The 13,475-nt window shown below is 57.2% G+C and carries 13 protein-coding genes; 4 read left to right on the top strand and 9 right to left on the bottom strand.

The features are described from left to right. Positions 1–138: 138 nt before the first annotated feature. Together ACQ4N7_RS20605 and ACQ4N7_RS20610 are read right to left on the bottom strand one after the other, a co-directional pair. Positions 139–1,191: a ring-opening amidohydrolase gene (locus tag ACQ4N7_RS20605; protein WP_430713371.1), complete on the bottom strand. Its 1,053-nt coding sequence runs from the start codon at positions 1,189–1,191 to the stop codon at positions 139–141. Then, a complete protein-coding gene (locus ACQ4N7_RS20610; protein WP_430713372.1) occupies positions 1,188–1,832 on the bottom strand; it encodes an RraA family protein in 645 nt (214 codons plus the stop codon). Before ACQ4N7_RS20610 ends, ACQ4N7_RS20605 begins: the two co-directional genes overlap by 4 nt. A gap of 187 nt (positions 1,833–2,019) precedes the next feature. Between ACQ4N7_RS20610 and ACQ4N7_RS20615 the strand changes: the two genes are divergently transcribed. Continuing rightward, on the top strand, positions 2,020–2,433 hold the full coding sequence (locus ACQ4N7_RS20615) for a hypothetical protein (protein ID WP_430713373.1): 414 nt from the start codon (positions 2,020–2,022) through the stop codon (positions 2,431–2,433). Positions 2,434–2,685: 252 nt separating this feature from the next. Here the strand turns inward: ACQ4N7_RS20615 and ACQ4N7_RS20620 are convergent, their stop codons facing one another. The 4 genes from ACQ4N7_RS20620 to msrB all read right to left on the bottom strand — a co-directional run bounded on the left by ACQ4N7_RS20620 (position 2,686) and on the right by msrB (position 6,733). Beyond that, on the bottom strand, positions 2,686–3,687 hold the full coding sequence (locus ACQ4N7_RS20620; protein ID WP_430713374.1) for a DnaJ C-terminal domain-containing protein: 1,002 nt from the start codon (positions 3,685–3,687) through the stop codon (positions 2,686–2,688). Positions 3,688–3,873: 186 nt separating this feature from the next. Beyond that, on the bottom strand, positions 3,874–5,223 hold the full coding sequence (locus ACQ4N7_RS20625; protein ID WP_430713375.1) for a cytosine deaminase: 1,350 nt from the start codon (positions 5,221–5,223) through the stop codon (positions 3,874–3,876). A 355-nt stretch (positions 5,224–5,578) separates the two neighbouring features. After that, positions 5,579–6,025: a hypothetical protein gene (locus tag ACQ4N7_RS20630; protein ID WP_430713376.1), complete on the bottom strand. Its 447-nt coding sequence runs from the start codon at positions 6,023–6,025 to the stop codon at positions 5,579–5,581. Positions 6,026–6,202: 177 nt separating this feature from the next. Beyond that, complete coding sequence (gene msrB, locus ACQ4N7_RS20635; protein ID WP_430713377.1) at positions 6,203–6,733, bottom strand: peptide-methionine (R)-S-oxide reductase MsrB; 531 nt, start codon at positions 6,731–6,733, stop codon at positions 6,203–6,205. A 221-nt stretch (positions 6,734–6,954) separates the two neighbouring features. Here msrB and ACQ4N7_RS20640 point away from each other — a divergent pair, with 221 nt between their 5' ends. Further along, positions 6,955–8,181 carry a DUF4336 domain-containing protein gene (locus ACQ4N7_RS20640; RefSeq protein WP_430713378.1) on the top strand — a complete coding sequence of 409 codons (1,227 nt, stop codon included), beginning with the start codon at positions 6,955–6,957 and terminating at the stop codon, positions 8,179–8,181. Positions 8,182–8,386: 205 nt separating this feature from the next. After that, positions 8,387–8,590, top strand: coding sequence for a hypothetical protein (locus tag ACQ4N7_RS20645; RefSeq protein WP_430713379.1), 204 nt, complete (start codon positions 8,387–8,389; stop codon positions 8,588–8,590). A 182-nt stretch (positions 8,591–8,772) separates the two neighbouring features. On the opposite strand, the gene ACQ4N7_RS20650 is transcribed toward ACQ4N7_RS20645, so the two are convergent. The 3 genes from ACQ4N7_RS20650 to ACQ4N7_RS20660 form a co-directional block, all read right to left on the bottom strand. Next, the gene (locus ACQ4N7_RS20650; RefSeq protein WP_430713380.1) at positions 8,773–9,390 is read right to left on the bottom strand and encodes a hypothetical protein; all 618 of its coding nucleotides are present in this window, start codon (positions 9,388–9,390) and stop codon (positions 8,773–8,775) included. An 86-nt stretch (positions 9,391–9,476) separates the two neighbouring features. Beyond that, on the bottom strand, positions 9,477–10,268 hold the full coding sequence (locus ACQ4N7_RS20655) for a YoaK family protein (RefSeq protein ID WP_430713381.1): 792 nt from the start codon (positions 10,266–10,268) through the stop codon (positions 9,477–9,479). A gap of 109 nt (positions 10,269–10,377) precedes the next feature. Beyond that, entirely contained in the window at positions 10,378–11,226 is an 849-nt protein-coding gene (locus ACQ4N7_RS20660; RefSeq protein ID WP_430713382.1) for an antibiotic biosynthesis monooxygenase family protein, read from the bottom strand. Positions 11,227–11,716: 490 nt separating this feature from the next. On the opposite strand from ACQ4N7_RS20660, the gene ACQ4N7_RS20665 reads away from it, so the two are divergent. Continuing rightward, positions 11,717–13,150: a uracil-xanthine permease family protein gene (locus ACQ4N7_RS20665; protein ID WP_430713383.1), complete on the top strand. Its 1,434-nt coding sequence runs from the start codon at positions 11,717–11,719 to the stop codon at positions 13,148–13,150. The last annotated feature ends 325 nt before the right edge of the window (positions 13,151–13,475 follow it).

The raw sequence follows: 13,475 nt of genomic DNA on the forward strand, positions 1-13,475 counted from the left end.
ACAGCTCTCGAATCAGAGCATCTTTCTCCTCAGAACTAAGGCCTTCTAAGGGCGGCAGGTCTTTCATGGCAAAAGTCTACCACCCTCTCTCATTCGCCGGTACCCGTCAACCTAGTTGAGCAATTACCTGGGGATTGATTAGCTGCGATCGCTTAAAATGACGGCGATCGGGCCGCCCCCTGGTGGCCCCTGATGCTCGCTGCCGCCAGAGACGTAGATCATGGGGTCTTGCACCACCGAGGCGATCGCGGCCCCCACCACGGCCCTGGCCATCCGGGTGTGGTTAATATCAGAGTCGTCGAGCATCGTGTGGCGGTGCCCAAGGATCTGGCCTGATGGATCGGCTTCGGCCTTGGCAAAGATATTTACAATGGGGGCGCTGTCTTGCCCTCCGGCGCTGGCGATCGCCCGGCTGACGGCGGCCACATCGAGGGCGTGGGCCATCACGCTGTGGCCGATCTGGTAGTGGCTGTGGGTGTTGGGAGCGTTGCCCAAAACCAAAATTTCGCAGTTTTGCAGCTCTACCCCCGCCGAAGTCGAGGCCACCGCCGAATAGAGGCCGTAGTTGTGACAAATATCGGCATTGGTGAGCCGGTCGAGCTGCACTTCACCCAGGGCTACGGCCACGCCCAGGGCCGAGGCCCCGCGCGAGTAGGCCATCGACTTGTAGCTGTCTGGGGTGACGGCGGCCTCAGTGTGGCGCGCGGCGGTAATTAGCGGGCATTTGATCTGAACAAAGTGAACCGCTGCCGGGGTGAGACCAGCGGCGGCGATCGCCCCCTTCACGCCCTCAGCCACCACCTGCACCATCGTCAGCGTACCAATTTCATCCATTGCAAAATTTCGGGTGTGGGCAACGCCCAGCGCCAGGCCGGGCTGAGTTGGCCCCGCTAAACCCTCAGTTTGGCGAGTAAACACGGTCAGGTGAGGGCTCAGTACCCCCTCGGTGCCCCCCGACATGACAAACACAATTTGGCTGGTGAGGGCGTCGCCAATCAACTTTTGCAGGTACCCCTTGAGGGTGGCGACGGCAAAGCCCCGAGTGAAATCGTTGACGCAGCCGTTGCCCTCGGTTTTGCCCATCACCGCCACAATGGTTTTGGGGTCGAGCCGCTGCTGCACAATTAGATCCATCAGCCCGCTCAGGTCGTCGGGGCCGCTCTGGGCAATCTTAAAAACATCAACTTTCATAGGGCGCTGTCCACCTCTGTAAAGCCTAGAGACTGCAACGCTTGCTCTACTTTGGCGCGGTGGTTAGCTTCCCAATCGGTGAGCGATCGGGCGGCATCGGCCTCGCTGCGCTGGCGGGCCGCCTGCCAAACCGCCTCCTGCTGCGCGACAGGAATCACCACAATACCCTCTTCATCGGCGACTACTATATCTCCAGGGCTGACCCGCACGCCACCGCACACGACGGGCTGATTGATCGTGCCCAACTGCTTTTTGTGCCCCGGCACCGGCATTACCCCGCGAGCAAACACCGGGAACTGGGCTTCGCGCACTTCGGCCAGGTCGCGGATCACACCATCGACCACAAAGCCAGCAATGCCTCGGTTTTGGGCGATCGCACAGACATTGCCCCCGGCCATAGCGTAGTCCACATCGCCCGCCTGCACCACGATCACAGAACCGGGAGCGGCCCGGTAGATAGCGGCGTGCAGCATCAGATTATCCCCCGCTGGGCAATGAACGGTGTAGGCGGGGCCTGCTAGCCGAGGAATGCGGGGCCACAGTTCTCGAATGCCAAACTCCATCACCTGCGATCGCCCCAGAACATCGGCGTAGTCTGTCGGCGAAAGGGCCGCAAATTTAGGTATGTCGTTCTTCGTCATCGGTGCTCATCTTGGCCCAAAACATTGCTCAAATACTACCTGTCATGGCCGCGATCGCAGGACTCCCCCTGGGGGCTTCAAATGGGTTCACCAAAATGGATCCTTGGAATGATGAGGGTTTAGCCCCAAAATTTTAGGATGACTTTATACATGACACAGCTAACTTTTAACAGGAGGTGAATTAGTTTTGAAACCTCAAAACGTCCCTTTTCCACCCGCTGGCTCTACCTTTTTTGGCCTGCTGCTGGGCCTGCCCGTAGCGACCCTGATGGGCCTTGGTATGCCCACCGCCGCTGTTGCACAGACCTCTGCCCCCGAAGCTCCGTTTACCGACGAGGAGCTGGAGCCCGTCGAAACCGAAATTGAAGAAAGCATTCCCCCCGCGATCGAAGACTCCCGGAACACCTTCAATGTCTGGTCTGAGGACGAATTCGATGTCTTTGAGTCAGACGACTTTGTGATTAACACCGATTACGAAGCCGACTTCTACGAAGAGCAGCCCGGCCCCGCCGATGGCAACTACGTCAACGACGCCGACGATATCGATATCAGCAATGACCCGTTCAATGCGGGCGATCGCGAGAACGATCTGACTCCCTGAGCAGACCGAAACCGTTGTGTACCGTAGGGTGGGCACTACCCACCAGCATTGCTGGAGCCCGCCTATTTCCGCGCCCTAACAGACACCCGTCATGACCGTGCAGACGGGCATCCAATCGAGAGCAGCTCAGTGAATGGATGCCCGCTTCTGCGGGAGTGACAAGCAGGCCCTATCTTCAGGACAATGACAATGGGGCTTCATTAAATTGGCAAATCCCTTACCTGGAGCCTGGGCCAACGGAGCTAAGGCAGCCTATAGCCGCGTATTCGTCAGGTCTTGGCGAGGGCTTCTGGTGCGGCTGGCGCGAATCTGCTCGTAGAGCTGGCGCTCGGTATCGCTCAGGCTGCTGGGCGGCGTGATCACCACTTTGATCAGCAGGTCACCGCGATCGCCCTTGGGGCTGGGCCAGCCTTTGCCCCGCAGCCGCAGGCTCTGACCCGAGCGAATGCCCGCTGGCAGGTTCATCGTGACGCTGCCGTCGGGGGTGGGCACGTCGATTTTGCCGCCCAGCACGGCTTCGTCGGGGGTAATCGGCACTTCGGCGGTGAGGCTGTCGCCCTCCAGCTTAAAGAAGCTGTGGGTATCGAGCTGCACCACCAGGTAAATGTCGGCGGGCTGCTTACTGTAGGGGTTCATGGGGCCTTTGCCCTTGAGGCGAATTTTGCTGCCCTGCTTGGCCCCCGGCGGAATGCGCACCTCGACGCTGTCGTTGCCAATCCGCAGGCGCTTTTGTGCCCCGTGGAAGGCCTCGCTGAAGGTGAGGCGAATGCTGGCCTCCTGATCGAAGGACTGGCTAGCCCCCGCTGCGTCGTAGCCAAAGCCAGGGCCCGCCGCCCCGCCGCCAGGAGTGCCGTAGGAATACGATCGCCCGCCGCCTGTGGTCGAAAAGCGGCCCAGCAGCTCGTTGATGAATTCGTCAAAGCTGCCGTAGTTGCTGAAGTCAAAGCCACCGTCGCTGGGGCTGCCGTAGGCTCCACCAAAGGGGCTACCGTAGGCTCCGCCTGCCCCGGCTCGGCTGGCCTGCTGCCAGTACTGGCCGTACTGGTCATATTTTTTGCGCTTGTCGGCGTCAGAGAGCACCTCGTAGGCCTCACTGACTTCTTTAAACTTGGCTTCGGCGGCTTTGTCGCCGGGGTTAACGTCGGGGTGGTACTTGCGGGCCAGCTTGCGAAACGACTGTTTGATTTCATCAGCACTCGCCGTACGGCTGACGCCAAGCACCGCATAGTAGTCTTTAAAGCCCGTAGCAGCCATTCCAATCCTCCTAAAAACCCGCGCCAGCCATCGCCCCAAAGGCGACTTTATTGTAGTCAACTCCAGGCTTGGGCAGCGGCACTGCCACTATTTTCCCAACCTTGACTACTGGATTTAGCCTAGCAAACCCAATGCCTCAACGAAGTTCGGTTTTCCAGGTCGAGGTCGGTATGGCTGGCACATTCTTTAGTAAATTCCGACGACGGCGTCGAGCTCGGCGTAGTCGGGCAGGGTGGTATCGATCGCGGTGCCCTGGCGAATGACAATGCGATCGCTCTGGGGCCGCGACAGCAGCTCGCTCAGATTGCGGGCCTTAAAGATAACCAAATCGGCAGGGCGACCCACCCCGATCAGCCCCACATCTAACCCCATAATTTGAGCCGGGGTGCGTGTGACCGCCTGGGGCCAGTCGCCAATCGGGCGATCGAGCTGACCAATGCGCACCGACTGGTTGAACACTTCCACCATGTCGTGGTCGCCGTAGGCAAAGAAGGCGTCGCGGCAGTTGTCGCTGGCCAGGGCTACGGCCACCTCAAACTGGCGCAGCTCGGGCAGCAGCGTGACCCCTCGATAGCGGGGCATACGGCCCGGCTGGCGATCTTGCAGGTAGAGATTGCACATGGGCAGGCTGACCACGCTCACCCCGGCGGTTTTGAGCAGGGCCAGGGTGTCTTGGGCGCGACCTGTGGTCTGCACCGAAAGACTACAGCAGTGGCCGCAGTTGACCTGGCCCGTAAAGCGGCGGCGCAGCTTGGTTTCGGCCACAATTCGCAGCCCCTCGGCGTCGGGGTTGAGGCTCTCATCGGCGTGAAAATCGAGGTCTAGCCCCCGCGCCTCGGCCAGGGCAAAGGCGCGATCGATCTGGGCCTCCAGACCGGGCTGCGGGTAAATCACGCCGCCCAAAATGCCGCCGTACTGGGCGACGGTATCGGCCAAGTCCTCAGCTTCGGGGCGATCATAGTAGTCCATCGATACCAGACAGACGGCCTGTAGCGTCAGCCGATCGGCCCACTCCTGCCGCAGCTGGTCAAACACTGCAAAGCTAATCTTTTCCTGGCCGTCCAGGCAGTCGAGGTGGGTTCTTACCGCCTGGGTGCCGTGGGCGTAGCTGCACCGCAGCCCAAACGACATGCGGGGGTAGAGGTCGGCGGCGCTCCAGTGGCGGTGGTCGGCGGCGGCGGCCTCAAGGGCTGCATCGAAGGTGCCCTTGGGGTTGGGGTTACGCAGCCAGGTGTGGCCTTTGTCGAGATGGGTGTGGCAGTCGGCAAAGCAGGGCCACACCAGGCCCTGGCCCAGATCGTAGCGGGGCAGGCCATCGTCGGGAGACGAGGTGATGGGAGCTAATGCCGCGATCGCCCCACCCTGCACATGCAGGTGAGCCGCTACCCAGTTTTCTGAGCGGGGCGGGGCCGCTAGTTCTGCAATGGGGGTGCGCAGCGGGGCCGCCGCATCCAGACAGGCCAGGGGCAGCCGGGCGTTGCATAGCCAGTAGTCGTCGGGCCGTGTTGACAGCAGATCGGTGAGGGGTTGGGTCATGGCATCAAGGTATCACTAAGGGGTCAGCATTCTCTCAACCCTGATTAGGTAGCATCCTGCCTCACCCAGATAGCCACTGCCCCGTCGGATAGAACCTTTGATTTCAGGGTTTAATTCCCCAACAGATATGGCACCCACCGACTGCTGATCCCCTGACGCTGGCTCAGACTAAATTCGCCTCAGCTACCCCCCGATTGGGCTAGGCAAACACCGTTTGCCTCTACGCAAGCCGCCTATTTGAAAGCGGGGCTATCCGATTCGTTAGTGTCAGGACTACCGCCGTGGCCAACCCATCCACATCAATCCACCCACATCAATCCACCCACATCAATCCACCCACATCAATCCACCCACATCAATCCACGTAGATGCGCTCAATCGAGAAGTCGTTGATGGTGTCTTCAAATCGGTTGAAGGTAACGCGCATTTCGTCGTAGGCGCGAGCGGTCGAAACGCCGCCCGGTGTGGGGCACTGCACCTGCAACAGGGTTTGAAACGTCTCATACTCGGCGTGGGTGTACAGCGTTTTTTCGCAAACCGGGCTGATAAACCCTTCGATCGCCAGCTGGTTGAGGGCGGCTACTCCCAGCGGGCTTTGCAGCACAACACGCCAGATCTGCTCCTCATCCTCGGCGCTAGCGGGTTGCCAGACCTCAGGCAGGGCAGAATTGGCCTCCGCCTGGGTTAAGTTGCTCTCAGCTGTATTGGCATCGACGGCAGGCATCCAGGCCGCCCCTACAACCAGTAAACTAACGCCAGCAGCCAGGCCAGACCACCGCTGCCACAAAGATTGCCTATTCATCACCGTCTCCTTTTTATCGCTAACTACTTTTATCGCTAACTAACTGTTGCCATTTTAGGGAGCGAGCCTGTGCCCACGGCTGGGGGTTACGAGATTTGCAACAGCAAGCCCCCCGACCTCAAGCTGGTGATGAAGTCGAGGGGCTTGCACTTTTGAGGAAGAAACCGGGATGAGCGACTAAGCCTGTTCGGGCACAAACTCTAGCGAGACGCCGTTCATGCAGTAGCGCTGGCCGGTGGGAGCAGGCCCATCGGGGAAGACGTGGCCCAGGTGGCCGCCACAGGTGGCGCAGTGCACTTCTACGCGGGTCATAAAGAATGAGCGATCGACAGTGGTTGCGATCGCGCCCTCAATTGGCGCGTAGAAGCTGGGCCAGCCGGTGCCGCTGTTGAACTTGGTGTCGGAGGTAAACAGCGGGGTGCCGCAGGCCGAGCACTTGAACACGCCCGGTTCGTACACCTTGTCGAGGGGGCTAGAGCCAGCCCGCTCGGTGCCGTGCTGACGCAGCACCCGAAACTGCTCGGGGGTGAGCTGCTCGCGCCACTGCTCTTCGGTTTTGTTAACGGTAAATTGCTCGTTGGAGGTTGCCATAGTGTCTACGGATTGGGAATTAACTTGCTGGGAAAGAAGTTCAGCGGTGAAGTTGCTTAACAGCCAGGTGCCGCCAACCACGGCGGTACCGGCTTCGAGGAGCTTACGTCGCTTCATGGCGAGGTTAAACCATCGGTGGGTTAGGTAACGTAGGGCGGGCGATTCCCTAAAAGGGAGGCTTCGCCATCGCCCAGCGGCTCGTTTTATTTAACTTAACGTATCTGCTCCAGGCCACGCTGATAGCCCGGTGAGAATTTGCTTCCCCTCGTCTGAACCCCCGGTTCTTTAGTAGGCTATGACTACTATTGATATCTCCCAGGGATTGCCGCTTCGCCCCTATGTCAGCTATCGCTTCTGCCCCCTCTAAACGCCGCGACCAGGCCTGGCCCTTTTGGCCCGTGGTGCCCCTCTACCCCTACGGCCAGCGGCCCACGCTGCGGGTTGAGGTGGTCAAAGACCAGGTCTGGACCTTTGAGCAGTTTCAGGGCATTTTCTACGTGGTGGTGCCCATTCGCATGACGGTGGTGCGCCTGGAGCCGACGGGGCTGCTGGTGTACTCGCCCGTCGCCCCCACGCCCGAATGCATCGCCCTGGTACGCGAGCTAGAGGAGCGCTACGGCCCGGTCAAGTACATCATTATGTCTACGGTGACGGGTATTGAGCACAAGGTGTTTGTCGGCCCCTTTGCCCGGCGTTTCCCCCAAGCCGAGGTCTATGTCACCCCCAACCAGTGGAGCTTTCCGCTCAATTTGCCGCTGCCCTGGCTGGGTCTACCGCGCGATCGCACCCACCTGCTGCCCGCCGACAGCTCCCAGGCTCCCTTTGCCGACCAGGTTGACTACGCCCTGCTACCCCCCATTGACCTGGGCCTGGGGCCGTTTGGCGAAACCGCCTGCTTTCACCGGGCCAGCCGCACCCTGTTGCTCACCGATGCGATCGTGGCGGTGCCCGAGGAGCCGCCCGCGATCGTGCAGATCGATCCCTTTCCGCTCCTGTTCCACGCCCGCGACAGCGCCAGCGAGGCGATTGTTGACACCCCTGCTAACCGGCGCAAGGGGTGGCAGCGGATTGCGCTGTTTGCCTTTTACTTTCGCCCCAGCACCCTGGATGTTGCGACTACTGGAGAGATGTTCAAAGAGGCGAAACAGGCCCCGGTGCGATCGCGCCGCCACTACTTTGGCCTCTACCCCTTTCGCTGGCGGCCCGGCTGGCGCGAGTCGTTTCGGGCGCTGCACAACCACGGCCAGCTCCAGGTGGCTCCCATCTTGCAAACGCTGATCTTTAACCGTGGCCCCCAGGAGGTTTTAGACTGGGCCAAAGCCGTGGCTGGCTGGCAGTTCGAGCGCATTATTCCAGCTCATCTAGCAGCGCCTATCAGCGCGACTCCTGAGCAGTTTTTGGCGGCATTTGAGTTTTTGTATGCCGAGCCGACGGCAGAGGCCGTACAGAGCCTGCCCGATGCCGACTTCGGCCTGCTGCGCCAGATCGAGGGGCTTTTGCTGAGCCGAGGTATTTCTCGTCCCCGCCAGCCTGCACCCGCGATCGACCAAAAAACAGAGGCTTAAACGGTCTCAATCTATCAACTCAAAAATTTTGCTTACTTTACGCTTAAGTAGGCGTTTTTCGCTAGGACGGCAGCGGGAAACATCTATTGGCTATTGGTGGCCGCTGGCTTGATAGCCCTGGTCGTGGTGCTGGTTGAGGTATTGCAATAGGGGGAATTATTGGCAAAGAGTTTACTCCTTGCTAATGGATGATCTAGAGCAGTGTATGGCCGTACCGAAAAAACTACGGCTCCCTAAGGAAATTGCCCCCGACGGCGTAGCAATGATGGAGCAGCAGCTCAGCCGCCACACGCTAAACCGTGAGCAACTGGATATTTTGGTTAAATTGGTAGCTATGCAGCACCCCCAAAAGCCTTACTGGTGGCAAGTTGCTAAGGCGCTTTGGGAACAAGAACGGGGAATTTGTTGATGCTGCGATTCTGGACGGATCGCTGGTATTTTTAGGCATACAAAATTCTACCTGCTATCCCCGATTGTTTTGGGTGAATGCCACCTTCCTCTAGAAGGTGACGATAGGCAAATTTAAATTGCTGAGCAGAGGCCGTTTAGACCTCTGCGGGGAAAAACTCAAGGGCAGCGCTGTCGCCAAACTTACTCGGCGATGGCCTCCATCTTGGCGGCAATCTTCTCCTTAATTTCTTCCAGGCTGGGCATAAACTCTTTCTTCTTCTCAAAGCCCAGCTTTACCTTTTCCGCAATTTCTTCTGGGGTAGGAGACATTTCAGACCCAGGCGCATCGGGGGCAAAGGATGCTTTGCTCTCCATCCCGGCTTTAATGCGATCGGCAATTTCGTCGGGGGTCGGGATGAACATCTCCTTCTTGTTCATGAAGACCTCCTTCTTCTGTTCAGGCGTGAGGGCCGCAAACAAATTCCCCTTAGGAACGGTTTTTAGCGTGGCGGACAACTCGGCTTTCTGCTCCATTGTCAGCGCCATCGCCTTAAAAGCTTTGCGCAAGCTGTAGCCGTCTTGAATGGACTGCTCAAACTTTTTCCGCTGTTCGGGGAAGAGAATACTTTCAATTTGGGGCACATACTTTGAGCGCAGATCCTCGACGAGAGCTTCCTGTTCTGCGGTTAAGTCAACATTTTCAAAGAGGGGCAGCGAGAAAGGGAATGGCTTGGCGCTCACCGGGCTAGCAACCAGAATTAGTGACAGCACTGTACACAACAGCGTGCACAGTACAGGGGCAAAAAGCTTTCGCAACATGCTTAGAAAATCTCCGTACTAACCAACACAACACTAATTGACACAACTCAAGGAAAAACTGGTCTCACGCTGCTGAGCTAGGCTGGCTAGCGATCTTCGGCAACGGCTTTAAAGTGCTCTGAAAAAGCTACAACTGCCATAAACGATATCACAATCACTGGAATAACCAGGCTCCACCAGGTTTCAGAAATTAACACAAAGTAAGTTGCCCCCAAACCGCCCAGAGCAAAGCCCAGCAAAATGGGTAAAATACGGCCCATACGCTCAACCGATTCGGCGGCAGCTAAAGCCGCTTTTTCGTCACCCGCAGGGGCAAATTTAGAGACGGCTACCTGCACTAAATCGATGGTGAGCTGGGTAGTATTGCCGGTCATCACTGTGGTGGGAATATAGCTCTTGAAGACCCCTTTAGCCTCCTTCATTAAAGCATTTTGAATGGCCATCGCCACTACTCCAGCAATGCCAATCGGCAGAATGTATTCTTCTTGAATGTTAAAGATGAGCGCTGGAGAAAGGTTGACTCCCACAATCAAAAAAACAGTCAGGGCGATCGCCTCGGCTGTCAGTAAAACAGCAAACACAGGCCACTCTTTCTTGCGGGCATAGCGAGCCAGCAGAGATGTAGCCGCTACCGCCACCATAAAGGCCGGAAACATTAACAGGTGGGTAATGGTAGATTCTTCGTCAGACTGCACAAACTCGTACCCAGCCAGGGCAATATTGCCGGTTACGTGAGCCGTAAAAATGCCAAACAAAATAATGAAGGCAGAGGTATCGACAAACCCCGCTACCCAGCTCAGCATAAACCCGGCTGGGCCGTCGCTGAGCAGGTAGCTGCCGAGGCTAAACTCAGATTTAGTCGGAGAACTCGCAACCATGGTAACTATCTAAACTGTGCAGCGGTGAAACAACAAAGACCTAGTGCCAGAACCGCCTAGGCTCATCATGGGCGCTTGCCCGTCCGTCGTCAGTAACAGGCATAACGAATTACCCCTTGCCATACTCGGCTTTGGGGGTAATTACCTTAATCGCCTGGTAGAGGTGGCTTTCGGTTGTAAACGCCACTGCTTCGGCCTCCTCGTCCGGTTGGGCGGTATCTAGCACTAGCTGAGGAACTTGACCGGGGTCGCTAAACTCCGCAGCACTGCCCCAGTGGGTAAGCAGGGCAACGTGGGGCGTATCGATGCCCTTGAGCAAAATGGCGGTACGCGGAGCGGGGTAGAGCTGGGGAATCGTCGCCAGGGCCGCCTGGGCCGCCGTCAGCAGGTTGGCCTGCTGCTCAGGGGTGTCGGTGGCCATATCGCTGATTTGAACCAGGGCCGTGCTGCCAGGAATAGCCGATACCATCCCCGGTGGTGATACCACTTCGGCAATGGTGAAGACGGTGGTCAGGCTGGGGTCGGCCAGGCTGACACTTGTTTTGGCCTGGCCTTGGCCGCTTTTGAAGCCGCCCTGGGTGTACTGCTCGTAGTACTTTTCGTAGTCTTTGCTGTCGCCATCGCCGCTGACCAGCGAGCTTTGAAAGGCGTCGTAGCTAGCCTGGTCGGTCCACTGACTTAGTTCTACAGCCCGTACCCCGTCCACGCTGGAGAAAAGCGCCAGCCCGAGAAAGCCGGGAATGGTTTTGTAAAACGACTTGGTGGTTTTGTAAAACGACTTGACCGCATCGGCTTGAGTCGCAGGGTCGGTTTCATAGAATGAGAGCACCGCGATCGCACCACCATTAGCCTCAAAGACCAGGGGCTCAACGGCCTTGTCGGCCCAGCCGGGGGCAGCGGGCAGCAGCAACAGGCCCAACAGGCATAGTCCCAGGAATTTTGCCAAACCCTTGATCATAAAAAATCGCTAAGGAGATACCCCAGGCCAGTTTAGGATCCCGACGACTGGCTTAACGCCACATCCTATAGGGCCGGGGCTGGAGTGTTTTGTTGGTTTCAATACCGTTTTCGATATCCTCTGAGGGCATAAATTAAAGCACAACCCTCTTGAGAAGGATTTTTGGTCACTGTGCTACCCCTTTGGGGAGAGTTATGACATCCTGTGCTCTTAACTACAGAACGCGCCAGGCTTTTCTTTATATAACATCCTAAAGCAAATGTATACAGTACACCGTATGCATGGGGGTGTTCTGTTCGTCTGCTTTTTGCCTTAAACGAGACATGGGGTACTGCGAAGAGGGAAATCCGCAGATTTGCTTAAGTTCTGCTAAGCAAATCGGCAAAGCCTTCTCATTTGTATCTCAGTAAACAAACAAACACATTTTTGGTTGTAATTCTTTGTTAGGTCGCAAAGCCAAGCATTTTACAAGAACATTTTGGGAGGGCACATGGCACAGGCAGACCGCGAAAGCACCATTGAGCAGGAAATGGACGGCGAAAGAATTAGTTTTCAATCTGAATTACTCTACGGTTTGAACGATAAGCCGCCGGTTGGGGAATCCATTTTTGTAGCCATTCAGCACGTGCTGGCCTCCTTTGTCGGCATTATCACTCCAGGGCTGCTAATCTGTGGAGCCCTGGGGGCAAGCCCTGCCGACACCGGCATTATTGTCAGCATGTCTTTGTTTGCCAGCGGCATTTGTACATTTATTCAGTGTCGCCGGTTTGGACCAATTGGGTCTGGTCTGCTGAGCCTGCAGGGCACTAGCTTTGCGTTTTTGGGGCCGGTGATTGGCGTCGGTACGGCGGCGATCGCCAGCGGCAGTACCCCTGAGCAGGCGCTGGCGCTAATTTTTGGCGTTTGCTTTTTTGGCTCCGCGATCGAGATTATTTTGAGCCGATTTTTGCACCTGCTCCAGCAGATCATTACTCCGGTAGTGACCGGTACGGTGGTCATGATTATTGGCCTCAGCCTGATCAAGACCGGCTTCTTTAGCCTGGCTGGCGGTGCCCCGGCGCTTGCGAGTGAGACTTTTGGTAGCACCCAAAACCTGGCTTTGGGCGGTCTCGTTTTGGCCATTGTGGTCTTTTTAACCCTGTCGCAAAACCGTTTTTTAAGAATGGGGGCGATCGCTATTGGTCTGGTGGTCGGCTACATTATCGCGATCGTTTTGGGCCTGGTTGACTTTAGCTCTCTCAGCAGCCTGCCGCTGATTCGCCTGCCTCTGCCTCTGCGCTACGGTCTAGACTTTAATTTCGCGGCCTTTGCGCCCTTTATTATTCTCTACGTCATCACCGCCATTGAAACCATTGGCGACCTGACAGCGACCTCGGCGGTGTCGGGCGAACCGGTTTCTGGCCCGCTCTACTTCCGCCGCATTAAGGGCGGCGTGCTGGGTGACGGGGTCAACTCGGCCATCGCGGCAGTGTTCAACACTTTCCCCAATACTACCTTTAGCCAAAACAACGGCGTGATTCAAATGACTGGGGTGGGCAGCCGCTACGTGGGTTTCTACGTGGCCGGTATCTTCGCCATTCTGGGCCTGATTCCCATTGTTGGCGGTGTTTTTCAGGTGATTCCGCAGTCGGTTTTGGGCGGGGCCACGCTGGTCATGTTTGGCTCGATCGCGACAGCAGGCCTAAACATTGTGGCCTCTACCGGGCTCGATCGCCGCTCTGCCGTAATTGTGGCTGTCTCCCTGGCGCTGGGTCTAGGGGTAGTTTACTCTCCTGATATCTTCGCCGATAAGCCTGCCCTGATTAAAAACGTGTTTTCCTCGGGTATCTCTACCGGCGGTCTAACGGCTATTCTGCTGAACATCTTGCTGCCTGGGCGGCCCAGAGTCGCAACAAAGACTAGCCCAGAGCTTTCTGAGGCCTAGTAAATGATTTGTTCTGTCATCAGAGTGGCGTTCAGTCTGCTTTGGTGACAGGAGCGATTTTTTTAGATTCTGCGCCGCAAGGCCGTGAATTGTCGAGTTGCTGTGGTTAGCCAACGTCAGCTTTACCAGACCGTTGGCGCACCCGATGGCATCTCGTGAACGAGTTTGAGAGGTCGGCAACGGTAGAGAAGGCCGGGCGAACTAGAGCATTGCCTGGTTTTTGACTCCGTTTCTCATCACCTATGAACTTTTGGGTCTAGAAATACTAGGCGGGTTTCTGCCCAATTGGTTCCCAGGGGCCGACGAACGTGTGGATGTGTTTAGG

This window comes from Nodosilinea sp. AN01ver1 (assembly GCF_050565655.1).
In the GTDB taxonomy this organism is placed as follows: domain Bacteria; phylum Cyanobacteriota; class Cyanobacteriia; order Phormidesmidales; family Phormidesmidaceae; genus Nodosilinea.

What these genes read in the sequence shown, in the direction of transcription:
- ACQ4N7_RS20605 (WP_430713371.1), bottom strand. Translation starts at nt 1,191, where the DNA reads ATGAAAGTTGATGTTTTTAAGATTGCCCAGAGCGGCCCCGACGACCTG.
- ACQ4N7_RS20610 (WP_430713372.1), bottom strand. Translation starts at nt 1,832, where the DNA reads ATGACGAAGAACGACATACCTAAATTTGCGGCCCTTTCGCCGACAGAC.
- ACQ4N7_RS20620 (WP_430713374.1), bottom strand. Translation starts at nt 3,687, where the DNA reads ATGGCTGCTACGGGCTTTAAAGACTACTATGCGGTGCTTGGCGTCAGC.
- ACQ4N7_RS20625 (WP_430713375.1), bottom strand. Translation starts at nt 5,223, where the DNA reads ATGACCCAACCCCTCACCGATCTGCTGTCAACACGGCCCGACGACTAC.
- ACQ4N7_RS20630 (WP_430713376.1), bottom strand. Translation starts at nt 6,025, where the DNA reads ATGAATAGGCAATCTTTGTGGCAGCGGTGGTCTGGCCTGGCTGCTGGC.
- msrB (WP_430713377.1), bottom strand. Translation starts at nt 6,733, where the DNA reads ATGAAGCGACGTAAGCTCCTCGAAGCCGGTACCGCCGTGGTTGGCGGC.
- ACQ4N7_RS20640 (WP_430713378.1), top strand. Translation starts at nt 6,955, where the DNA reads ATGTCAGCTATCGCTTCTGCCCCCTCTAAACGCCGCGACCAGGCCTGG.
- ACQ4N7_RS20645 (WP_430713379.1), top strand. Translation starts at nt 8,387, where the DNA reads ATGGCCGTACCGAAAAAACTACGGCTCCCTAAGGAAATTGCCCCCGAC.
- ACQ4N7_RS20650 (WP_430713380.1), bottom strand. Translation starts at nt 9,390, where the DNA reads ATGTTGCGAAAGCTTTTTGCCCCTGTACTGTGCACGCTGTTGTGTACA.
- ACQ4N7_RS20655 (WP_430713381.1), bottom strand. Translation starts at nt 10,268, where the DNA reads ATGGTTGCGAGTTCTCCGACTAAATCTGAGTTTAGCCTCGGCAGCTAC.
- ACQ4N7_RS20660 (WP_430713382.1), bottom strand. Translation starts at nt 11,226, where the DNA reads ATGATCAAGGGTTTGGCAAAATTCCTGGGACTATGCCTGTTGGGCCTG.
- ACQ4N7_RS20665 (WP_430713383.1), top strand. Translation starts at nt 11,717, where the DNA reads ATGGCACAGGCAGACCGCGAAAGCACCATTGAGCAGGAAATGGACGGC.